At 39.0% G+C, this 22,663-nt stretch carries 15 protein-coding genes; 11 read left to right on the top strand and 4 right to left on the bottom strand.

What is annotated here, in order from left to right:
- The first annotated feature begins 2 nt into the window (after positions 1-2).
- The 3 genes from lysA (at position 3) to V4B17_RS06645 (ending at position 5,148) form a co-directional block, all read left to right on the top strand.
- Positions 3-1,283, top strand: a complete 1,281-nt coding sequence (lysA, locus tag V4B17_RS06655) for a diaminopimelate decarboxylase (protein WP_455479366.1) — start codon at positions 3-5, stop codon at positions 1,281-1,283.
- Between the two features lie 408 nt (positions 1,284-1,691).
- The gene (locus tag V4B17_RS06650; protein WP_455480204.1) at positions 1,692-4,127 is read left to right on the top strand and encodes a TIGR02302 family protein; all 2,436 of its coding nucleotides are present in this window, start codon (positions 1,692-1,694) and stop codon (positions 4,125-4,127) included.
- A 256-nt stretch (positions 4,128-4,383) separates the two neighbouring features.
- Complete coding sequence (locus tag V4B17_RS06645; RefSeq protein ID WP_455480203.1) at positions 4,384-5,148, top strand: class I SAM-dependent methyltransferase; 765 nt, start codon at positions 4,384-4,386, stop codon at positions 5,146-5,148.
- Positions 5,149-5,521: 373 nt separating this feature from the next.
- On the opposite strand, the gene V4B17_RS06640 is transcribed toward V4B17_RS06645, so the two are convergent.
- The 3 genes from V4B17_RS06640 to tsaD form a co-directional block, all read right to left on the bottom strand.
- Entirely contained in the window at positions 5,522-6,205 is a 684-nt protein-coding gene (locus tag V4B17_RS06640; protein WP_455479365.1) for a response regulator transcription factor, read from the bottom strand.
- Between the two features lie 979 nt (positions 6,206-7,184).
- Positions 7,185-7,610 carry an EVE domain-containing protein gene (locus tag V4B17_RS06635; RefSeq protein WP_455479364.1) on the bottom strand — a complete coding sequence of 142 codons (426 nt, stop codon included), beginning with the start codon at positions 7,608-7,610 and terminating at the stop codon, positions 7,185-7,187.
- A gap of 435 nt (positions 7,611-8,045) precedes the next feature.
- The gene (gene tsaD, locus V4B17_RS06630) at positions 8,046-9,140 is read right to left on the bottom strand and encodes a tRNA (adenosine(37)-N6)-threonylcarbamoyltransferase complex transferase subunit TsaD (protein ID WP_455479363.1); all 1,095 of its coding nucleotides are present in this window, start codon (positions 9,138-9,140) and stop codon (positions 8,046-8,048) included.
- A gap of 392 nt (positions 9,141-9,532) precedes the next feature.
- On the opposite strand from tsaD, the gene V4B17_RS06625 reads away from it, so the two are divergent.
- The 4 genes from V4B17_RS06625 (at position 9,533) to V4B17_RS06610 (ending at position 14,317) form a co-directional block, all read left to right on the top strand.
- Positions 9,533-10,717 carry a COG4223 family protein gene (locus V4B17_RS06625; RefSeq protein WP_455479362.1) on the top strand — a complete coding sequence of 395 codons (1,185 nt, stop codon included), beginning with the start codon at positions 9,533-9,535 and terminating at the stop codon, positions 10,715-10,717.
- An 11-nt stretch (positions 10,718-10,728) separates the two neighbouring features.
- Positions 10,729-12,291, top strand: a complete 1,563-nt coding sequence (locus V4B17_RS06620) for a heme biosynthesis HemY N-terminal domain-containing protein (protein ID WP_455479361.1) — start codon at positions 10,729-10,731, stop codon at positions 12,289-12,291.
- A gap of 90 nt (positions 12,292-12,381) precedes the next feature.
- Positions 12,382-13,128, top strand: a complete 747-nt coding sequence (locus tag V4B17_RS06615) for a glutamine amidotransferase (RefSeq protein ID WP_455479360.1) — start codon at positions 12,382-12,384, stop codon at positions 13,126-13,128.
- 151 nt (positions 13,129-13,279) lie between these two features.
- The gene (locus V4B17_RS06610) at positions 13,280-14,317 is read left to right on the top strand and encodes a DUF2125 domain-containing protein (protein ID WP_455479359.1); all 1,038 of its coding nucleotides are present in this window, start codon (positions 13,280-13,282) and stop codon (positions 14,315-14,317) included.
- 173 nt (positions 14,318-14,490) lie between these two features.
- Here the strand turns inward: V4B17_RS06610 and V4B17_RS06605 are convergent, their stop codons facing one another.
- Entirely contained in the window at positions 14,491-19,179 is a 4,689-nt protein-coding gene (locus V4B17_RS06605; RefSeq protein WP_455479358.1) for an NAD-glutamate dehydrogenase, read from the bottom strand.
- A gap of 242 nt (positions 19,180-19,421) precedes the next feature.
- Between V4B17_RS06605 and V4B17_RS06600 the strand changes: the two genes are divergently transcribed.
- The 4 genes from V4B17_RS06600 to rpsP all read left to right on the top strand — a co-directional run bounded on the left by V4B17_RS06600 (position 19,422) and on the right by rpsP (position 22,602).
- Positions 19,422-20,078, top strand: coding sequence for a carbonic anhydrase (locus V4B17_RS06600; protein WP_455479357.1), 657 nt, complete (start codon positions 19,422-19,424; stop codon positions 20,076-20,078).
- A 228-nt stretch (positions 20,079-20,306) separates the two neighbouring features.
- A complete protein-coding gene (gene ffh / locus V4B17_RS06595) occupies positions 20,307-21,875 on the top strand; it encodes a signal recognition particle protein (protein WP_455480202.1) in 1,569 nt (522 codons plus the stop codon).
- A gap of 24 nt (positions 21,876-21,899) precedes the next feature.
- The gene (locus V4B17_RS06590; RefSeq protein ID WP_455480201.1) at positions 21,900-22,211 is read left to right on the top strand and encodes a chorismate mutase; all 312 of its coding nucleotides are present in this window, start codon (positions 21,900-21,902) and stop codon (positions 22,209-22,211) included.
- A 34-nt stretch (positions 22,212-22,245) separates the two neighbouring features.
- The gene (rpsP, locus tag V4B17_RS06585; RefSeq protein ID WP_455479356.1) at positions 22,246-22,602 is read left to right on the top strand and encodes a 30S ribosomal protein S16; all 357 of its coding nucleotides are present in this window, start codon (positions 22,246-22,248) and stop codon (positions 22,600-22,602) included.
- Positions 22,603-22,663: the final 61 nt, after the last annotated feature.

The following is a 22,663-nucleotide window of genomic DNA, read 5'->3' as shown; positions in this document are numbered from 1 at the left end:
TTATGCGTTTTTTTTCTTATCATCAGGGTGTACTCCACGCTGAAGGTATTTCGCTTTTGGAACTTGTGAGGGAAGTTGAAACACCTTTTTACTGTTACTCAGCTAGCGCAATCGTTGCACATTTTAAAGATTATCAGAATGCATTTCGCGATATGCCGAGTTTGATTGCTTATGCGGTTAAAGCGAATTCCAACCAAGCAGTGTTACAACTTTTAGCGAACAATGGCGCGGGAGCTGATGTGGTTTCAGAAGGGGAATTACGGCGTGTGCTTGCTGTTGGTATTCCTGCTCAGCGTGTTATTTATTCTGGTGTTGGTAAAACAATGAGAGAAATAGATTTCGCTCTTGCAAAGGATATTTATTGTTTTAACGTTGAATCAAAGCCAGAACTTGAACAATTATCGGCACGTGCTGTTGCGCTTTCAAAAACAGCTCGTATTTCTTTGCGCATTAATCCTGATGTTGATGCTAAGACTCACAAGAAAATTACAACAGGAAAATCTGAGAATAAATTCGGTATTCCGCTATCGTTGGCGGGTGATGCTTATAAAAAAGCGACTCAATTGCCTGGTCTTCATGTGTGTGGTGTTGATCTCCATATTGGTAGTCAAATTTGTGATTTAAAGCCGTTTGAAGATGCATTTATTATTGCTGCAGATTTTGTGCGTCAATTATGGAATAATGGTTATGCGATAACCCATGTCGATATTGGGGGCGGTCTTGGTATTTCTTATGGTCATGAGCAATATCCAGTACCCTCTCCCTTTGATTATGCAGCACTGGTAAAGAAGCATATTGCGCCTTTAGGAATCGATATTATCTTAGAACCTGGTCGTAGTATTGTTGGGGAAGCCGGTATTTTGTTGACATCGGTTGTGTATTTAAAAAAGGGGGAAGGGCGGAATTTTGTTGTTGTTGATGCAGCAATGAATGATTTCATGCGCCCGACGCTTTATGATGCGTGGCAAAATGTGATACCAGTGAAAAAAACACCAGCAGATGCCCTTATGATGAGTGCTGATATTGTTGGTCCTGTTTGCGAGACTGGTGATTATTTAGGTTTGGAACGCTCTTTACCAGTGTTGAAAGCAGGTGATTTTTTAGCAGTAACAGGAGCAGGAGCTTATGGTGCGGTAATGGCAAGCACCTATAATAGCCGGCTTTTGGTGCCGGAGGTTCTTGTTAAGGATACACGTTTTGCAATTATTCGCCCACGTCTTGATTATGCTCAGTTGATAGACTGCGATCATATTCCAGATTGGGTTAAGCCTGTATTGAATTGAATATTGTTAAATATTTTTGGTCTTATTTTTACTAAATTTTGATGAAACAATTTATTTTTTGGAAATTGTTTTGTGTAGGATTTATTTATAGTGCTATAGAATATTTTCTTTCAATATGCCAATGTAAGGTATATTTATGCATATTAAAAATACAATGTCATTTCTATTTGATTTCAGTTTTCTTTTGTATAAACCAAGTGTAAAAGTATAAAGTCAAATGGGATATTCAGGATAAAATTTACCCATAGGGACGTGAAGTGAATCACATAGGTGATTAGCAAGTGGAGTTTATCTCAAGAAAAGCCAATCTGATTACAGATTGGTGGTGGTTGAGAATCTTAATCCTTTAGGGTGAAGAGAAAATTAGGATCTCAATTCACCGTTGTAAAAGGGGACAAGTGCTTGTCTATAAGAAATGAAAACATCAAAAGTTTTGCAAAAATAAAGCTTTTGTGTGTGCGTATTTTCATGTGGTTTATCCTCTCATTTGAGCGGATATGGCCAAGGTTGTTGCCGCTTTTTTTGATTCTCAGTCTCTTTTGTTCGCTTAGTTGGTTTGGTATTTTTGGAATTTTAGGTTATTGGCCACATTTGCTTTTACTTGGGCTTATGCTTTTTTCTGTTGCAGGGAGTTTATTTTTTCTTATTCGCTTTCGGTTTCCTACGACAAAGGAAGTTGATCAGCGTCTTGAAAGAGTAAACGGTCTTAAAAATCAACCTTTAAGTGTACAAACAGATCGTTTGTATTCCGAAAATGATGAAGATTTTAGTGCATTTGTTTGGCGTGAACATCAACGCCGCATGGCAAAACAATTATATCATTTAAAAACTGGATTTGCCTATCCCAATAGTGCAGCTTATGATCCTTTGGCTTTGAGGACTTTATGTGTTCTCCTTTTTGTGTGTGCTTTTGGTTTTTCTTTTGGCTCGCTAGGGGGGCGTTTGACGGATGCGTTTGATTTACGTCCTATGATCGACGAAACATCGATGCGGATTGATGCTTGGGTAACACCTCCTTCTTATACCGGTGTCGCACCTCTTTATTTAACAAAAGGTGATAAAACACAGTTTGAAGTTCCTGAAGGAAGTGATGTGGTTGTACGCGTTGTCAATAGCGCTGGCGTTACAGTAAAAGCAAAATCTGAAGAGGATGCAAAAGAAATTTTGTTTTCCAAGAAAAGTGAAAATGCGGCTCTAAATGATCAAATCGTTCATTTTGAAACACGCTTAGAACATTCAATAGATTTAGTGGTGTCATCGCGTCATAAGAAACATCAATGGCATTTGAAAGTGATTAAAGATCAACACCCAACAATTCGTTGGTTGGAAAAACCAGGACGGATTTTGACTGGTTCATTAGAACTACAGTATGAGCTGGATGATGATTATGGAGTAGCAAAGGCTTTTGTTGAAATAGAACCTTTTTTTAATCGGCCTAAATCTGCTTCTTCTCTTTATAAAGCGCCTGAAATAACACTTCTTCTACCACGGGGTGGAAGGGGCAAAATGCGAACGGTACAAGATGTGTCAAATCATCCGTGGGCTGGTTTAGAAGCCAAAATTACTTTGGTGGCAGAAGATGCTGCGGGGCAGAAAGGGAGGAGTAAAACTTTTGTTATGACACTGCCACAGCGCGTTTTTTCGAATCCTGTTGCGCGTGCAGTGGGTGAGTTGCGTCGTATATTGGTTCTTAATCCTTTGGCACGAGATCGTGTGCTTGATATGCTTTCTGCTTTGCTTGTTCGTCCAAAAGAAGGGTTAAAGAGTTTTACACATTTTCTTGTTCTTCAGAGTGCATGGACAAGGCTTTCTATGGCAGAAACGGAAGATGATTTGCGCGCAGTTATTGATTATTTATGGCAGATTGCTTTAGGGATTGAAGGCAGTCAGCTCGAGTCCGTCCAGAAAGATCTAAAACAAGCACAAGCCGCTTTGCGTGATGCACTTCGTTACGGCGCTCCAACCGCAGAAATTGAGCGTCTTATGGCAGATTTACGTCAAGCTATGGATGACTATATTCATGCTTTAGCTGAAAATGCACAAGACAAGAGCTATCCACACAAGAGTAATCTTAGCCATCCTAGTCTTTCAGAAAATACACTACAGCAAAAGCTGAACTTAATTGAGGAAATGGCTAAGATGGGCTCCTCTTTAGCAGCGGAACAGCTGTTGGCTGAAGTTGAGCAAACTCTTGACCATCTGCAAGTTCAAAAAGGCAGTAATGGTGGGGAACAGAATCAGAGCAAATCCGCACAAATGAAAGAAAAAATGGATCATCTTGGGGACTTGATACGTCGTCAGCAAGAAATTCTCAATGAAACACACCAATTAGAAAAGCAACAACAACTTGGAGAAATTGTACCGGAAAAACAAAGAAAATCTTTAAAAAAGCGTCAGGCCGATTTGCAGTCTGAGTTGTCAACATTGGGAAAGGAATTATCAGCACAAGGGTTTGGATCGAGTGACGTATTCAAAAAAGCAGAAGAAAAAATGAATAATGCAGAAGATGCTCTTGATCAGGGAAATCATCAAACATCTATACAAAATCAGTCAGATGCTTTGGAATCTTTGCGGCTAGGTGCACAAAGTGTTTTGGAAAAAATGCGCAAAGCGCTTAAAGAAAATGGTGAAAGTAAAAATGCTGTTCGTGGTCCTGAGGATCCATTAGGACGTTCACTTTCTTCGAAAACAGATCAAGAAGGGCAAGGAGATACAGCTCTGCCGCAAAAAAATGATCAAATGCGTGCGCGGCAGATTTTGGATGAAATTCGCAAACGCCTTGGTAGGGAGCATATTCCAGAAGCAGAAAAAAACTATCTTGAAAGGTTGCTTCGTTTTAATTAATCATTCTTTCCTCTAACTTATGGCAAAAAGAACGTATTAGAAATTTTTTGGAGTGTGAAGTTCAAAAATAGAGGGCATGATTCAAACGATTGTTGTGAAGTAATCATAAAGACGTTCTGCGCTACTTTTGAGATTATTTGGGTCTAAAATATGAAATATTCAAGTTTTCGTTATTGCGAAGAAAAGGCAGAAGTCCATATAAGTTGGATATGTGAAGCCTGTTGGGTTTGAAGTTTTTTCTACACGGTATGTTGAGTTGGATATAGTAACATTGAGAGATTTTTACGATTCTGCACTTGGACTGCGTGTGCAGGGGACGTTGTGTGAGCAATTAGATTTATGGTGGCCAGATCTTGCTGATAAACGGGTTATGGGTTTAGGGTATGCGCTTCCTTACCTTTCTGCGTTGTGTGTGCGTGCGCAACAATGTTTTGCTTTTATGCCGGCCGCTCAGGGTGCTTCACCTTGGCCTTGTGCTGATAAGGTTGCTACAGCACTTGTTTTTGAAGAAGATTTACCGCTTCCCGATGCTTCTATGGATTGTATTTTATTGGTACATGCGCTTGAATATACAGAAAATGCATTCGAAACGCTGAATGAAATATGGCGTGTTCTGGCTCCCAATGGCAGCTTGATTGTTATTGTTCCTCATCGCCCTGGTTTTTGGGCACGAAATGCTTGCACACCCTTTGGTTATGGTGAACCCTATAGTCGGCAGCAAATTGCTCGTTTGTTTGAAAAAACAAATTTTATTTCTGGACCAGTGCAAGAAATTGTACATTATATGCCTTCTTCAGGATATGTTTCACGGTTATTCTCATTTTTTTATGAGCCATTTTGGCGCTATCTTTTGCCTTATTTTGGTGGACTTTTAATGTGTCATGCGCAGAAATGTATTTATCAAGGTTTGCGTATACAGCGCCGTCAATCACGGCGTATTTTTATTCCTGCATTATCGCCTCAAGCCTATGAGGATTCTTCTCACCTTGTTTCCGATTCTATCTTACGACAGTGCTTGTGAATGATACAACGCAAAAACCATTTTGTGTTATCATCTTAACTTATGCGAGGTGCAAGAGGGTATTCTCATCCTTTTTGCTGGCTTAATGTCGCGATTGTTTTTACATTGAGATAGTTCATGAGAAGTATATCGATCCTAGTCTCAAATGATTTTTATCGATATGCTAATTCCATTTGTGATGTGCGAGAAAATGGTTTTGGTTTATGCACTATAAGGCCGATTTACGATGAGGAATTTTATTTTGGACTCTCATTCAAGTTGTGAAACGATAAATTATATATAAATCAATATATTATATCTATTCATCTTATTGTATTTCAGAAAAAATTAAGAGCATAAAAATCGTTTTTGAAGTAGTAATTTTGAATAGAATTTAAATATTAAGGCGATATCCATTTTGATCGGTGACAAGAATTTGTGCGTTGGAAGGATCCTTTTCGATTTTTTGTCGCAAACGATAGATATGAGTTTCTAAGGTATGAGTGACAACATTTGCACTGTAACCCCAAATTTGTTCTAATAGTGTTTCACGGCTTACAGTTTTATTATTTGTGGAATAAAGGTACTTAAGAATTGCTGCCTCTTTTTCTGTGAGGTGCATTTTGTTGTCGTGTTGATCAATGAGAAGTCTCTGTTTAGGTTGAAAAGTATAGGGACCAATTAAAAGAAATGCATCTTCATTTTGTTCGTATTGACGCAATTGGGTGCGGATTCGCGCTAACAATACAGCAAAACGAAAGGGTTTTTTGACATAATCATTGGCACCTGTTTCAAGATCTAAAATGGTATCACAATTTGTATCATGATTTGTGATCATGATAATGGGAGCACGAAATTCTTGGGTGCGTAATTTTTTAACAGCTTGAAGGCCATCAAGATCAGGGAGTTCAATACTAAAAATGGCTATATCAACGTTTTTTTCTTTGGCTGTTGCAATTCCTGCTTCAGCTGTTTTTGCTTGGAAAACTTTAAATTCTTTATGCATTTGCAATTGTTCTACCAAAATTGGACGCAGGTCATCATCGTTTTCAACGATTAAAAGCGTGTATCTGGTCATTTTTTTTCCTTATAATGTATGTTGATGTCCTGACTGAAAGTAGTTTCATGAAAATGGAGTTTCATGCAAGGAGAATTAGAAAAAATAAACTCCACAAAAAATAAACTTTTGTTTCTTTTATGGTTGTGTGCCGACAAGCAGGTATTTGTACGCAGGTTTTTTTATGCGCAGGGTGGAATTGTTTTTTATGATCCAAGGCATTTTAGTATTTTTGCTTTTAAACGTGAAAGCTAAAGTGCGATGCTTTTAGCATATATGAATTTTGGGGAGGATTTCATGGTAATCTTTATTATTTCTTCATTTTATTTTGCCCTTTCATTGCATTCGAGTGCAGAGTGGTTGGTATGATACGTGTGGTGGTGCCAATTGTAATAGTTTAGTATGCCTTCCTTACTTCCATGGTTATAAAAAGATACACCGTGAATATGGTATTTATACTGTCGTTCTGGTGTGGGATTAAAATAGTACAGAACGAAAAATGGCAAGGGGGAATATCATTGTTATGTATTTAACACGAGAATATAGTCTAACAGAATGATGTATCGCGCTTTCTTGTCAGCGATATGGAGCGTCTCTTGCCAAACATTATCCGATGGACAAAAATTATTGTTTTAAGATGAAGGAAGTTCTTTCTTAAAAAATAATTCTCATTTTCTCTAATTTCATCTCATGACGCTGTTCGTGGGGATTATAATGGAAAATTATTGAGCATAACAAGCTTTACTTATGCAATGTATAATCTGAAATCATCATTCTCTTTGCTTGTTTTTAACGTTGTCTACACTGTTTTTGCAGTGAGATAGTCTATGAAGATACAGTGAGATCTTTGATCTAAATGGTCATTTACATATCAATTTTGCTTGTAGTGGAAAGCAAGAGATTGTTATTGATTTATCATAAAATGGGTTTGGAATAAGAGACTTTATCCTATTGTGAGGTTATCATTGCAAGTTGCAAAATTATACATTATCATTGTAAATTAGCTCATTGTTTTAAGATTTCCCATCAAGCAGATTTCTTTCCATTCATCTTCTGTCACAGGTTGTACTGACAAGCGAGAAACATTGACCAGCACCATATTTTTCAGTTTTGGATTTGCTTTAATCTGTTTTAATGAAATAGGTGTTGGCATATCACAGAGTGCACGGATATCCACACATTCCCAACGTGAATCAGAGGTGGTAGAATCAGGATGCGCTTCAGCACAGACCTCTACAATGCCTACAATTTCTAATCCTGTATTTGAATGATAAAAAAAACCTTTATCACCATATTTCATGGCGCGCATATTGTTACGAGCTTGATAATTGCGTACACCATCCCATTGTTCGCCATCAGTACCTTTTTGCTTTTGCATGTGCCATGACCATTTATGGGGTTCAGATTTAAAAAGCCAATAAGCCATGCGCTCTCCTTTTTATAAGCATCTATATAGACACCATAAAGTATGATTTTTAAAATGGAGTAAAGAGTACGCATTATCGATTTGTTTCCTTTTAAAAAAATCAAATGGTGATAAAAAAATAAGCTGTATTTTTTCACATAGATGTATAGAGATATTGTGCTTTTACTCTTTTTCAGTGGTAAAATATGTATGTGGAGCGAAAAATAGACCTAAAGGTAATGAGCTCAGCATACAGAAGTTTAGTTATTTTTCTAATTTAGAATGACCAGTCAACATGATTGCACTGAGTTGAAGTTATTGTGTTGCATTTAAAAAATGAAACGGGAAAATCGGCTCCAAAAAGCCAAGATACTATAATGATAATGGCAACAAGTGAAATATTAAATGATGATGGTTTGTATTGTACTTCGTGAATAATATAAATCCAATCTATTGCTATGCCTTTGTTCCACGACGTCCTGTTCCTATTGCAGGAACGGCTTTTTCATCTAATGGCCAGCGTGAACGAGGAGCAATGTCAAGAGAACTTACTTCTCCTCGAGCAAGCCGCTCAGCTCCAGCAAAAGCAATCATTGCAGCATTGTCTGTGCACAAAGAAAGAGGGGGTGCTATAAATTCAAAATCGTGTTGATGAGCAAGTTCTTGCAACGTAGATCGAATGGCTTGGTTAGCAGCTACTCCACCTGCGACAACCAAAGCAGGTGGGCGACATCCTGGATAATGCGAGAGAGGATACTGGTGGATAAAGTGTTGTAGAGCCAAGTTGACACGATCACACACTGTGTCGGTAACGGCTGCTTGAAAGCTTGCCGCAATATCAGAAACATCTCTTTCTGTGAGAGGTGCCATGGCTGTTGCAGCTTGTCGAACAGCAGTTTTGAGACCGGAAAAAGAAAAATCTAACCGTTTTTCACCTTTTAAAGGTCGTGGAAGAAGGATACGGTTTTTATCACCCAATAAAGCTGCTTTTTCAAGGGCTGGGCCGCCAGGATAAGGAAGGCCTAAGAGCTTTGCTGTTTTATCAAAAGCTTCTCCCAAGGCATCATCAATAGTGGTTCCTAAACGTTGGTAATTGCCTACGCCATGAACAAGGATTGTTTGTGTATGACCACCTGATACTAAAAGTAATAAATAAGGAAAATGGATATTATGCGTTAGAACGGCTGTTAGGGCATGTCCTTCCAGATGATTTACGGCAATAAAAGGTTTTCCCGTGGCGAGAGAAAGTGCTTTTGCAGTCATAACGCCCACCAAAAGCCCTCCTATCAAACCAGGACCACTCGTGGCCGCAATGGCATCAATGTCTTTCAGTTGTGTGTTTGCTTTTGTCAGTGCTCTTAAAATTAAATCATCGAGAATTTCAACATGGGCACGGGCAGCAATTTCAGGAACAACACCGCCGTAAGGTGCATGATGGTCAACTTGGCTCCAAACAATATTGGAAAGAATTCGGCTGTTTCCTTCATTGTTGTGCTCAATAACAGCGGCAGCAGTTTCATCGCAACTTGTTTCTATTCCTAACAGGCGCATTTTAGACAAAACCTTATGTTTAAGCTTCTTTTATGGGTGGGTACCACGGACAGGTGAAGAAGAAAAGGATTTATCTTATCTTAAAATTGTTCTCTTGGTGAGAAAAATAATTTTAGCTTTTTATTTGCTCTAATTGCTTTGTTGACTAAAAATCAAGGTATATTTTTCAGTACAGAATAATGGTGTGTTTTTAAAAATTGTTTATTAAAGTAGATCACTGTAAATGTCTCTATAGGAATTAATAGGAATAAATTGTAGAGAATTTTAACGAAGAAATACTCTTGATAGGAAGAGTGTAAAATGAGATATGTTGTTTGAGAAATGCTTAATTTTTAAAGATTTTTTCATTTTGTTATTGTATCTTCTAAAAAAGTACGAGAAAAGTAGCTGAGATGGCAGATTCTTCAAAATCCAAAACTAAATTGCATTACACTGGTGTTCGTCGTAAGAAACCCGTGATTGAACATGAAGGTGTGAGCCATGATTCGGAGCAAAAAGTAAAAAACTCTGTAAAATTGAACACGATAGAAAAACAGAATGAGCCAAATACGCAGAATAAGCGCTCGTCTGGTATATCTTGGTTTTTTTTGCCAATCTCAGGAATTATTGGTGGTCTCATTGCTTTGGGTTTCGCGATGGCGCTACAGTGGGCGGGCCTTTTTACTTCTTTTTTGGTGGATGACCGTGCTGGCGGAGAAAAAGTTTTACAGATTGCGGAAACGGCAAAAAATCAAAGTGAAGAAACAGTGCAGCAATTGGGGCGTGTACTCCAAGAAATTGACGCATTGAAAGCAGAGCTTTCTTCTTCATCACAAAAATTTGGCATCTTTCAAGGTGAAGAAATTTCGCAAGGAGAAAGCAGAAAAGCCGTTGCAGCTTTAGAAGAAAGAGTAAGCGGTCTTGAAGAGTATGTGTTAAATTTAGTAAGTGTATCGAAAGATATGGAAACAGCCTTGTCTGTTGGAGAGAGTAATGCAAATAATCTTACTACTTTAAAGCAACAGTTAGAGAACATGCAGGAAGAAATTGTTGCTAAAAATAATGAGAAAGAAAAAATAAATATTGCATTGTTTATTGCAATTAGTTCGCTAAAAAATGCCATAGATCGTGGCGGCTCTTATGTCAATGAATTAACAATATTACAGCAATTATCGCCTTCAATTGAGGGACTTGATCTGTTGCAAAAAACAGCTAAAACGGGTCTTCCACGTTCAGCTCAACTTTCAGCTGATTTTGCGCGTGTGGCGGATGCTATTGTTGGTACGCAAAATAGCGTTGCGTTAGATGCCAGCTTTTTCGAAAAGATTTTGGCGTGGATAAAAGGTCTCATTGTCTCACGGCCGATTGGAAATGTTGAAGGGACAACGCTGGGAGCGATTGCGGCTCGGATGGAAGTTGCTATTCAAATGGGTGATTACGATAAGGCTTTGAGTGAATGGCAAACATTGCCTAAAAGTGCAAAAGATGTTTCGGAAGACTTTGTTCATCAGCTTAAAAGGTACATTGCTGTTCATCAACTGCTCCAAAAGCTGTTGCTGTATGCGCAACAAGGATCTGTTAAAGCAACAAAGATGTAAATAGGCTCAAGATGATACGTGTTTTGATTTATACTTTTGTTGTATGTGTTCTTGGTCTAGCTTTTGGATGGGTTGCTAATCACAATGATGTTTTTGTCATAACGTTTTTGCAGTTTCGGTTTTCCGTTTCATTGTTGACACTTTTAAGCGCGCTCATTTTATTTATTGGAATTTTAGTGCTTCTGTGGTGGCTTTTGTCTGTCCTTTTTTCCATCCCTAAGGCTTTCTCCAATTATTTTTATAAACGCTGCAAAAAGCGGGGTTATGAAGCTCTTTCACAAGGTGTTCTTGCTGTTTTTGCTGGTGATGGTGTTGCCGCACAAAAAATGGTGGCACGTGTTGTAAAATATCTTCCAAGTCATCAAGAGCCATTGGTTAGACTTTTACAAGCTCAAACGTTGTCTTTGCAAAATGATTCTGTTCGCGCTATTGATCTTTATGAGAAGATGAGAAAGGAAATGCCGACGAAATTGGCTGGACTTTATGGCTTGTTTCGTGAAGCTATGAAAACAAATGCTTATGAAGCAGCGCAACAATATGCAGAAGAAGCATTAGCTTTGTCACCAGCACTTTTGTGGGCTAATCAAGCAGTGCTTGATCAATTGAGTGCTGAAGGTAAATGGGATAAAGCACTTGATATTTTTGAGCGGGCACAAAAAGCTTTGCCTCGTTCTAGTCGTTCGACTGTTGAGCGTAATCACATACAGGCTTTGCTGTTAAGTGGACAGGCACTGAGTCTATTTAACACACGTCCTTTTGATGCGCGTGCAGCTATTTTGAAAGCACATAAATTAGCGCATGATTTCGTGCCTATAACGGTTATTGCTGCTGATATTTGTTATAAACTAAATGAAACACGTAAAGCTGATAAAATGATTATTGCTGCTTGGCAGAAAGATCCTCATCCTGATCTGGGAGCACTTTATCTTGAAAGAGAAGAGGGAGCCGTTGGACGGTTAAAAAAAGCTAAAACACTTGCTTCTTATAATAAAGACACGTTTGAATCAGCGTTCCTCATTGCTAAAGCTGCACTAGATGCTGGTGAAAGAGGGTTAGCAAGAGAACAGGCACAAAAAGCACTCCAGTATCATCCGCGGGAAAGTGTTTATTTGTTGCTAGCAGATATTGAAGAAGCAGAAGGAAATAATCAAGGGGCAGTGCGGCAATGGCTTTCTTTGGCATTGCGTGCTGAACGTGATCCCGTATGGATGTGTGATGGATCTATCTTTTCTTCTTGGTCAGTGGTTTCTCCAATAAGTGGACGTTTGGGATGCTTCGAATGGAAAACGCCTCCCAGCATGCCTCCTCTCACATTAGAGGCTGACAGTATTGTGCTGAAAAAAGAGGATAAAAAAGGTATCGTGGAAAAAACTGCTTCTGTTGAAGATAAGTTGCTCGAAGAGGTATCATCTTTAAGAGATGGTGTTTTGCACCATGTTCAGACAGAGGAACGAGACATAAAGAAAAAAGATATTGAGCTAATAAGCCAAACACACTTAAATGTTGATGATCCAGGGATTAAAACAGAAGAGGATGATGCGTCTTTATCGAAAAAGAAATTTCGGTTATTTTAAAAAGAAGAACTAGAGTGAAAAGTGTTTATCAAAATTATTCTTGTTTTAAAAAATTAGGTTTAACTTGATTGTAGGGATGATTGGTTACAAATGTTTTTAATACAAAGCTGTTGTGGTAAAAAGCAAAAAAACAGAAAACCAAGAATAGCAGTCGTTGTTCATCGCCAATCTACATATACTGGTCGTTTGGGAAAATTTTTGCAACAAAATGGTTTTGTTCTTGATATTTATCGTCCCGTTTTAGGTCAGAAATTGCCCCATACATTAAAGCATTATGCTGGCGTTGTTATTTTAGGGGGAGCTATGAGTGTGAATGACAATGAGGCCTATATCGGTGAAGAAATTGATTGGATTTCTTTGTCATTGGAAGAGAATAAGCCTTTTTTGGGTATTTGTCTTGGAGCACAAATGTTAGCGCGAAATCTAGGGGGGTGTGTTGGTACAAGAAACGATGGGATTGTTGAAGTTGGCTGGTACCCATTGGAAGCAACTTCGCAAGGCAAGGAATTGATGAATTGGCCAGAAATGGTTTATCATTTTCATGATGAAGGGATTTATGATTTACCTAAGGAGGCCACGATTTTGGCAACAGGTCACACATATCCTACACAGGCTTTTCGTTATGGAGACAATGCATGGGGTTTGCAATTTCACGCTGAATTCACACGTTCTATGATGCAGCATTTGCTGGTTCATTCAGCACACAAATTGACCGAAAATGGTGCCCAGCCTATTTCTGCACATTTGAAAGGTCGTTTGATTTATGACAAGGCTTTAAGTCAGTGGTTTGAAAATGCATTACGGAAGATTTTTTGCGTGCCTGTCAGACACGCGTGAGAGTTAAGTATTTAAATCATCATCATGAAATAAGGAAAGTTTTCATTTTGTCTAGATTTGTTCAATTGACGTCCCTGCGGAAAAGTATTTCTGTGCGCTATTTGCTTTGCGGGTTATTTTGTCTTTTTATGATACTCGTTTATAGTTCATTATGGTTTTTTTTTCACGTAGAGTAGAAGATCGTGTTTCTGATTTATTCGTAAAGGCGTCTGCCCGTGATATGACAGTTGTATGCGAACATCTCAGCAAGGATGGTTATCCGTTACGTATCGGTGTTGCTTGTGATCAATTTCAATTTATTTGGCCATTGCACGGACTTTCTTTATCAACAGGGCATTTAACAATTGGTGCACCAATTTATGCACCCCATTTTGTAGAATTTAATATTCATTCTCCTGCATCAATTGTTTTTTCTGAAAAAATACCTATCGTGTCGCACTGGCGCAATCTGGTGGTTGAAACAGAATTTTATTGGAAAACTGGTAAGACATTTAAATTGATGGCTGAAGGGCTTGAGATTTCCACTGTTGCTTCATCCATTGAAGATCAGAAATTTTTGGAAAAATTTGGATCACAAACGAAAAACGAGAAAGTAATACAAGAAAATGTTGGGAATCAAGCATTTTTGAAAGATGCTCCGGATATGATTGCACCTTCGTTAGATAAAGAGAACGTGCCTCAAAAAATAACGGCAGAATTCTTGCGACTTGATCTTAAACACGAAAAGAATCGCTTATCAGGGAATCTTACTTTCGATGATTTTGCATCTTACTTTATTGATATTCCAAAAATTGATGGCAACTTAAAGTGGATTTTCAATGATGTGTCTTGTTTGTTTGAAAATGGAAAAAGCAGTTGGAAACAGTGTTTGTATGGGAAAAGTGGTGTTTTAAAGCGTGGTGAATTGATTTTTCATACAGGTGGCGTATTGCGTGTGAGTGGACCTTTTTCTTTTGATGATGAAGGGTATTTGACAGCAAAATTTGATCTTGTTTTTGTGCAGCATATGAAGCTTCTTACCACTATGAAGCGCTTGTTTCCTGAGCAGGCTAATAATTTACAAGCTTTATTTTTTGTTTTAAACGCTATGCCTAAAAATCCAGATGGCCACCCTATTTTGCCATTGCGGATTACCCATGGATGGGCAAAATTAGGTTTTTTAAAACTTGGCCGTTTCGCACCACTTTAAGCCTGAGATGTGCTTTGGAGTTGTGTAATCAATTCTCCTGGAATGGAAAGGTAGTGGGATTTTTTTGTTTTAAGCGCTGCGCCTAAAAATTCAGATGGTTCCACCACTCTTCCCTTGATGATTACTCATGGGTAGGGAAAACGGAATTTTTTAACTTAGCTATTTTGACTGTTTTAAAGTTGTGCAATCATACCTGCTGCGAAGGTGAAACGAGAAATATTGAGATCATTTTCAATGAGGGCACCAATGCGGTTTATTACATTATGAATTTGATCTTCTTTCGTTTTACTCCAAGCTGCAAAGGGATCCTCTTTTGCTCCATAATTTCTTAGGATTTTTAGAACAATTTTGCGTAAATTTTCGGCAATATTTTCTTTGGCTTGGCTTAAGGCCATACTATCATAATAATCAAGTACAGGAATTGTTCGACTTGCTTCATTAATGCGATTTATACGAATGATTTGCGCGAGCGAGAAATAGATCTCTGCGGTTTTAATAAGGTCGCTATTGCTTTGTTTGGCAATCAAAGAAATGTCACATATTACAGGAGCAGTCTCTAAGAGAGCCAATTGTTTTGCTAAAACTTTTGGTGCGCCTTCTTCATTATAATCTCTTGTTTTTTCTTTAATCTTTTGATTGATATCGTTATCATTGGAATATGACAGCAGTTCTTCGATAACAGTACGGGCTTGCTTTATTGTTTTCACAAGTTTTTCTAATGGAATCGAGAGATCCATATTACGCAACCCCCAATTTGTTGTTTCAAAAAGCATCGACATAATGGTTGCGTAAAATTTGTTTTGGACAAGACCTGGTATTTTATTATCAAGCTTATCAATTTGATCAGACAATTGGGGTATTTCAAAACCATCACATAATGCGATAAAAACACGAATGATATTTTCAACTTTTTGTTCGGTCGCGTCTTGTAGTTGACTGACAAAAGTAGGACCTCCACGATTCACAATATCATTGGCAACGAGAGTTGCAATGATATTACGACGCAATTGGTGGTTAATGATGTTTTTCTTAAAACTTGTCTGAATTTGAGTTGGAAAATAGTGCAACAAAATTTCATCAAAATAACGCTCATCAACAATAGTGCTGTGGGCGATTTCTTCTTTCAGGGTTAATTTAGCATATGCCAAAATAACAGCAAGTTCTGGACGTATAAGTCCTTGACCTTGTGTTATTCTTTGCCGCAAAATTTGTTCGTCAGGAAGAATTTCAACTCTGCGATCTAGAAGTTTCTTCTGTTCCAAATCATGCATAAAGCGGATTTGATAAGGCAAATCCGCAATACTTTGGCTTTCAGCCAATGAAAGAGCAAGGGTTTGTAAATAATTGTTGCGCAAAACTAGACGCTCAACTTGTGGGGTCATTTCTTTCAAGAGTTCATTGCGTGCTTCACGGGTCAGTGTTTTTGCACGAAGAGCTGATGCTAGAACAATTTTGATATTGACCTCAACATCAGAACAATTTACTCCTGCGGAATTATCAATAGCGTCCGTATTGCAGCGTCCACCGTTTAAGACATATTCAATCCGACCACGTTGCGTAACACCAAGATTAGCTCCTTCACCAATAACTTTTGCACGAACTTTTTCACCAGTAATGCGGATTGCATCATTGGCACGGTCTCCTACTTGAGCGTCGGTTTCTTTTGAGGCACGGATATAGGTTCCAATACCGCCAAACCATAAAAGATCAACAGGTGCTTTGAGAAGTGCAGAGATAATCTCAAAGGGTGTTCCTGTTTGTTTTTCAAAACCAATGGCTTGTGCCGCTTCGGGTGAAAGCGTAATGTTTTTCATTGTGCGTGAGAAGATACCACCACCCTTTGATAATTTTGTTTGGTCGTAATCCTGCCAACTTGAACGAGGGAGTTGAAAAAGGCGCATACGTTCTGCATAGCTTTCAGCTATGTTTGGATTTGGATCGATAAAGATATCACGGTGATCAAAGGCGGCAATAAGTTTTGTTTGTTTGGAAAGAAGCATTCCATTACCAAAGACATCACCAGACATATCACCAACACCAATGCAGGTGAAAGGGGTTGTTTGAATATCATGATTGAAAGATTCTCGAAAGTGTCTTTTAACTGCTTCCCATGCACCTTTGGCGGTAATTCCAATGGCTTTGTGGTCATAGCCTGCTGATCCTCCAGAGGCAAAAGCATCATCAAGCCAAAAGTGATTTGCTTGGCTGATGCTGTTTGCTGTATCAGAAAAGGTTGCTGTTCCTTTGTCTGCTGCAACAACAAAATAAGGGTCAGGATCATCATGGCAGATGATGTTATGTGGAGCACTTATTTTATCGTTTATCAGATTATCAGCAATGGAAAGTAAAGCTGCGATAAAGCCAATATAAGCTTGTCGTGCAGCTTCTATGATTACGGCACGGTCATTGGTTTTTGGAAGGCGATGGGGATAAAATCCACCTTTTGCACCGACAGGGACGATAACCGCGTTTTTAACCTGCTGGGCTTTAACTAAGCTGAGCACTTCAGTGCGATAATCCAATGCGCGGTCAGACCAACGGATTCCACCACGTGCAATAGAACCAAAACGCAAATGAACCCCTTCAACTTCTGGTCCATAAACAAAAATTTCTCGATAAGGGCGCGGTTCAGGTAAACCTTCAATTTGGCGTGGATCTAACTTGGTTGCTAAAATACGTCGTGGGGTACCATCGGTTAGAGGAGTAAAGGCATTGGTTCGTAAACTCGCATCGATAAGATTGCGATAACGCCGTAGGATGAGATCATCATCCAAGCCTGATACTTTCTGCAATTTTTCTTCAATGCGTCTTTGAATGATCTGTTGGTTTTTCCCCCGTTCTTTTTCTGTATGGCTTTGATGAAATTTTAAATGAAACAAAGCATAAAGATCTTTGGTAATATCAGGATAGGTGTTTAAAGTTTGGGCAACGCGTTCTTGTGAATATGGAATTCCAGTTTGTTGAAGATAGCGTCCATAGTGGCGTAAAATAACAATTTCACGCCAATTAAGTTCAGCTGTTTGAGTTAAAGCATTAAAGGCATCATTATCAGCATCTTGGGACCAAATTGCTTCGAATGTTTCAGTATGCTTTTTACCATTTTTGTCGAAATCAACACAGAGTTGGAAGGCGCTTTCTAGTTGCATGTCATGAAGATACACAGAGTGTCCATTACCATCTGGTAATTCAAGAGTTTGCTCAGCAATGACGCGAAATCCCATATTTTCAAGCAATGGTACGCGCTTGGAAAGGGCTAGTGCTTCATGGTGGTGAAAGAGCCGTAGAGAAATATTGCGTTTTTCTTTGTGGCGTGTGTGATAAAAAGTAACGAAAAGAGGTTTTTTGTCGTTAAGACTTAGAATATGGCCTGCGTCTTCAATTGCATCTTTCGCTGAGAATAAGTCGCGATAGCTATTGGGAAATTGGCTGGCCAAACGCATCTGTTGGTCTGTTGCTTTGCGGTTAAGAGCTATGGTTTTGATACTGTCTTCCCAACTTTGTACTATGGAACGAACATTTTGTTCCAACGTGGTGCGCTCAACAACAGGAGCGCTTTCACTCCCTTTGCGGTGGATGATATAATGGACGCGGATGAGTGTGCTTTCTAAAAATAACGGATAGGACTCAAAAAAATCACCTTTGTAGAGTTCAACAAAGTGCTCGCCAATTTTTTCGCGAATATTACTGCTATATTGGTCACGGGGTACATAAACAAGGATGGAAACAAAGCGTCCAAAAGAATCAATATGAGCGAGTACCCGTAGACGCGGACGTTCGTCTAATTGCATGATAAGTTTGGCATTTTCTGTTAATGTATCAACATCAGAGCGAAACATTTCATCTCTAGGGTACGTTTCTAAAACACTGACGAGTGCTTTTCCAGAATAGTCAGCACGATCGTATCCAAGACGTTGAACAATGGTTTTGGCTTTTTCTTTTAAGAATGGGATTTGTGAGATAGACCGTGTGTAAGCTGAGGAAGTAAATAATCCTACAATGCGTAGTTCTCCACACAGTTTTCCTTCTTTATCAAAGGTTTTAAGACCAACATAATCGAGCCAAACAGGACGATGAATTTTTGAACGGCTATTGGCTTTCGTCACAATCAGTAGGTTATCGCTTTCCATAAAGGATAAAATTTCTTGGGGAGGTTCTTCAACGCGTGCATCGCCAATAATGCGAATGGAAGCATCGGTGAGAATTCCTAATTCAACATCACTGGCTGTAAAGGCTTTGGTAGGCTCTTGGTTTTTGGTGAAGCCATAAGTGCGCATGCCAAGGAAGATGAAATTATTATCCATCAACCAGCTGAGAAATTCAACGGCTTTTTCGCCTTCTTGTTTGTAGTGCGCGGGAAGATTCGTTTGATAAGCGTGGATATGCTTTTCGATTTCTTTAAGCATAGGTTTCCAGTCTTGTACAGCAGCATTGACCTGTTCAAGGACTAAGGCAATTTCACCTTTGAGCTTTTGTATTTGTTGTTCGTTTAATGATTCGATGTGAATTTGCATCAAGCTGATGCGTTGTCCGGAGGAGCAATCAAGGATGGGGTGCGCAATCAAGTAAATATGATTTTTGTGCTGGTTGAAGATATTTAAAATAGAATCAAGGAGGAAGGGTTTGTTATCGTTGACAAGCGTGATAACAGTCATAGGTTTGTTGTTGCGAGTCAAATTTTGTTCAAAACAAATGGTACTTTTTCCTGCTTGATGGAGTTTGAAAGCATTAACAGCGGCGGTTGCTGCTTTTTGGAGTTCTTTATTCTCGTAGCAGGCGATATCTTCTTTGTCAGTATGAGAAAAAAGGATTTGTTTTATTTTGTCTTGATTGCTTTTTACTTCTGATGCTTTTTGTTTTAACACAATAACTTTCCCTTTTTTGCTCTTAGAGGTCCCTTTTTAGTGTAGCAGACCACTCTATCATTTCTCGCAGTGTAACATCTTCTTGCTAACGAGAATAGCCTCTTTGTTTGGTTGTGATGAAACTGTTTTACAGTATTATTTACCATTTCAAGAAGATACCTTATGTCGATAAAAAGATATTTTGAATATTTTTGTGTTAATAGCTTGCTTTTAAAAGCATACAGATGGAAAATAAACAGAGAATGACACATTTGCCAGAAAGACTTTTAAATGGTTACCGGTCTTTTATAAAACATTGCTTTTCACACAGAACAGCACATTATCAAAAATTAGCACTCGAAGGGCAGAAACCTGAAATTTTAATAATCGCTTGTTGTGATTCGCGGGCGGCGCCAGAAATAATTTTTAATGCTAAACCAGGCGAAATTTTCGTGTTGCGCAATGTGGCAAATTTGGTTCCTCCTTTTTCTCCTGATAGACAGTACCATGCTACATCAGCAGGTCTTGAATACGCAGTACAATTGCTGGAGGTTAAGCATATTATCGTTTTGGGTCATGCGTATTGTGGGGGAGTGAATACCGCTCTTAAGGAGACATACAGATCTTTAACATCAGATGATTTTATTGGTCAATGGATAAATCTTTTGGTACCAGCAGCAAAAAAAATAGTTAGCAATAAAGCGTTGACTGTTAGAGAGCAGCAGACCACATTAGAGCAACTTTCTATTTGTCATTCGCTGAAAAATTTAGAGACATTTCCTTGGATAAAGATACGTAAAGATCAGGGTATTTTGACGTTGCACGGGGCTTGGTTTGATATTTCAAGTGGTGAATTGTGGACTATCGAACAGGAAACAGGTCATTTTATACGTGTTGAGGTTGAGAATTTTGAGGTGTAAAATCTGCTATATTTTTGCTTCATGTGAAAGGTTTTGTATGATAAATCTTGACAAAGGGGCAAGGTTATTGTTTGAAAGAGAAAGCTTTCAGTGACCAAATTAACTTGGAGCCACCGACTGAGATCCCATCTTAAGGGTATAAAGGAATCTCAGAGGTCAACATCCGACGGCGCGATGCGTTCTCGGGTGCCATTTTGGTTTGTTTATTATGCAGCAATGAGGTAGATGATGTTTGAATCCTTACAAGAGCGGCTTGGCTCCATACTGTCTCATTTGACGGGGCGTGGTGCTTTATCAGATCAGGATGTGGCAGAGGCGCTACACGAAATTCGTCGTGCTTTGTTAGAGGCCGATGTTGCACTTGATGTTGCGCGTTCTTTTACCGATAGGGTTCGTGAAAAAGCTGTTGGAGCCGAAATTGTTAAATCAATTAAACCTGGTCAAATGGTTGTTAAGATTGTTCATGACGAACTGGTTCGTATTCTTGGTGATGAAGGTGCTTTGAGTGATTTAAACGCACCAGCGCCTGTTGTTGTGATGATGATTGGTTTGCAGGGTTCTGGAAAAACAACCACAACAGCAAAGCTTGCAAAACGTTTCACTGACAAACATAATAAAAAAGTTTTAATGGCGTCACTAGATACACGCCGTCCTGCCGCACAGGAACAACTACGCCAATTAGGAGAACAAGCACAACTTGCCAGTCTACCCGTTATTGCCGGTCAGTCTCCCGTTGATATCGCAACACGTGCGGTACAGGCAGCAAAACTAGGTGCTTATGATGTGCTGATTCTTGATACGGCAGGACGTAACCATATCGATGAAGCTTTAATGCTTGAGTTGGTTGAGATTAAAGCTTGTTCATTTCCTCATGAAGTTATGCTGGTTGCTGATAGTCTTACAGGTCAAGATGCTGTTCACCTTGCCCGTTCTTTTGATGAGCGTGTGGGAATTACAGGAATTATTTTAACACGGATGGATAGTGATGGGCGCGGTGGTGCTGCTCTCTCAATGCGGGCTGTTACGGGAAAGCCGATTAAAGCAATCGGAACCGGTGAAAAAATAAATGCTTTAGAAGAGTTTCATCCAAGTCGTATAGCTGATCGTATTCTCGGGATGGGCGATATTGTTTCTTTGGTGGAAAAAGCTGCTGAAACAATGGACTATAACAAAGCAGCTGCTTTTGCAAAAAAAATGCAGGCTGGAAAATTTGATCTCAATGATTTGGCAGAGCAATTGCAAAAAATGAAACAACTTGGCGGAATGGGTGGTTTGATGGGAATGCTACCGGGTTTTAGCAAGGTAAAAGATCAAATTGCTGCTGCGGGGCTTGATGACCGTTTATTTAATCGTCAATTGGCTATTATTTCGTCGATGACGCCTAGTGAGCGTGCTAATCCTGAAATTTTGAAACATAGCCGTAAGCAACGAATTGCTAAAGGTTCTGGTACAAGCGCTGCTGATATTAATAAGCTTTTGAAAATGCATCGACAAATGGCTGATATGGTGAAAGCCATGGGAGGTAAGGGAAAAGGCGGTTTGATGGGAAAAATGTTAGGAGGAATTGGCGCAAAAATGGGGTTTGGTGGTATGGGAGCAGTTGGTGGAAATTCTGCAACACTTCCCGATTTATCAGGATTTGATCCAAAGCAGCTCTCAACACTTAAAAAGCAAATTGATAATGGTAATGGAGGGAAGGTTTTACCCGGTCTCCCAAGCCGTGGATCTACATTTCCTGATTTTTCAAATGGCATTGTCGATAGGGAAAGTTTTCCTCAGAGCTCCAAGAAAAAATAAAATACAAAGAAAAAAGGAAGTATGATGCAGGAAAAGATATTGGACGAATTAGCGCGTTTACGAACGTCCATTGATAATTTTGATGCAATCTTAATTCATGTTTTGGCAGAGCGTTTTCGCTGTACGAATGCTGTTGGACGATTAAAGGCACGTTATGATTTGCCTACAGTAGATCCTGTGCGTGAAAAACATCAGGTAGCACGTTTGCGGCAATTAGCTATAGAAAGCTATCTTGATCCCGATTTTGCAGAAAGATTTTTAAAATTTATCATTAAAGAAGTTGTACATAACCATGAAGTTATTGCTGAAGAGCAAAAAACAAAACAAGTAATTTAAAACGAAAGCCAGAGTTGATTATAGGAGATAAAATATGGCGTTAAAAATTCGTTTGTCCCGGGGAGGTTCAAAAAAGCGTCCTTATTATCATATTGTTGTTGCAGATGTTCGTAGTCCGCGCGATGGGCGGTTTCTTGAACGTGTGGGTGCGTGGGATCCAATGTTGCCTAAAGATGAACCGCGTGTAAAACTTGATGAAGAGCGTATTCAGTATTGGCTTGGTCAAGGAGCACAGCCAACAGATCGTGTTTTACGGTTTTTGGATGCTGCTGGCTTAAAAAAGCGCCCAGTTCGAAATAATCCAAAAAAAGGTGAACCTGGCAAAAAAGCGCAAGAGCGCATAGCCGCTGCAAAACAATCTGCTGAAGAAGCTGCAGCTGCAGAAGCATGATTACTCTAAAAACAAAGTTAAGCGTATTTTGAGTTTTTTATAGAAAACACAGCCACCTTTT

Source organism: Bartonella sp. B23 (assembly GCF_053793815.1).
Note: the sequence above shows the minus strand (reverse complement) of the source record. Positions and strands in the feature narration are given on the sequence as shown.

Coding starts and splice junctions, on each gene's coding strand:
- V4B17_RS06620 (WP_455479361.1), top strand. CDS start 10,729: ATGATACGTGTTTTGATTTATACTTTTGTTGTATGTGTTCTTGGTCTA.
- V4B17_RS06625 (WP_455479362.1), top strand. CDS start 9,533: ATGGCAGATTCTTCAAAATCCAAAACTAAATTGCATTACACTGGTGTT.
- V4B17_RS06635 (WP_455479364.1), bottom strand. CDS start 7,610: ATGGCTTATTGGCTTTTTAAATCTGAACCCCATAAATGGTCATGGCAC.
- V4B17_RS06600 (WP_455479357.1), top strand. CDS start 19,422: ATGACACATTTGCCAGAAAGACTTTTAAATGGTTACCGGTCTTTTATA.
- tsaD (WP_455479363.1), bottom strand. CDS start 9,140: ATGCGCCTGTTAGGAATAGAAACAAGTTGCGATGAAACTGCTGCCGCT.
- lysA (WP_455479366.1), top strand. CDS start 3: ATGCGTTTTTTTTCTTATCATCAGGGTGTACTCCACGCTGAAGGTATT.
- V4B17_RS06640 (WP_455479365.1), bottom strand. CDS start 6,205: ATGACCAGATACACGCTTTTAATCGTTGAAAACGATGATGACCTGCGT.
- rpsP (WP_455479356.1), top strand. CDS start 22,246: ATGGCGTTAAAAATTCGTTTGTCCCGGGGAGGTTCAAAAAAGCGTCCT.
- ffh (WP_455480202.1), top strand. CDS start 20,307: ATGTTTGAATCCTTACAAGAGCGGCTTGGCTCCATACTGTCTCATTTG.
- V4B17_RS06590 (WP_455480201.1), top strand. CDS start 21,900: ATGCAGGAAAAGATATTGGACGAATTAGCGCGTTTACGAACGTCCATT.
- V4B17_RS06615 (WP_455479360.1), top strand. CDS start 12,382: ATGTTTTTAATACAAAGCTGTTGTGGTAAAAAGCAAAAAAACAGAAAA.
- V4B17_RS06610 (WP_455479359.1), top strand. CDS start 13,280: ATGGTTTTTTTTTCACGTAGAGTAGAAGATCGTGTTTCTGATTTATTC.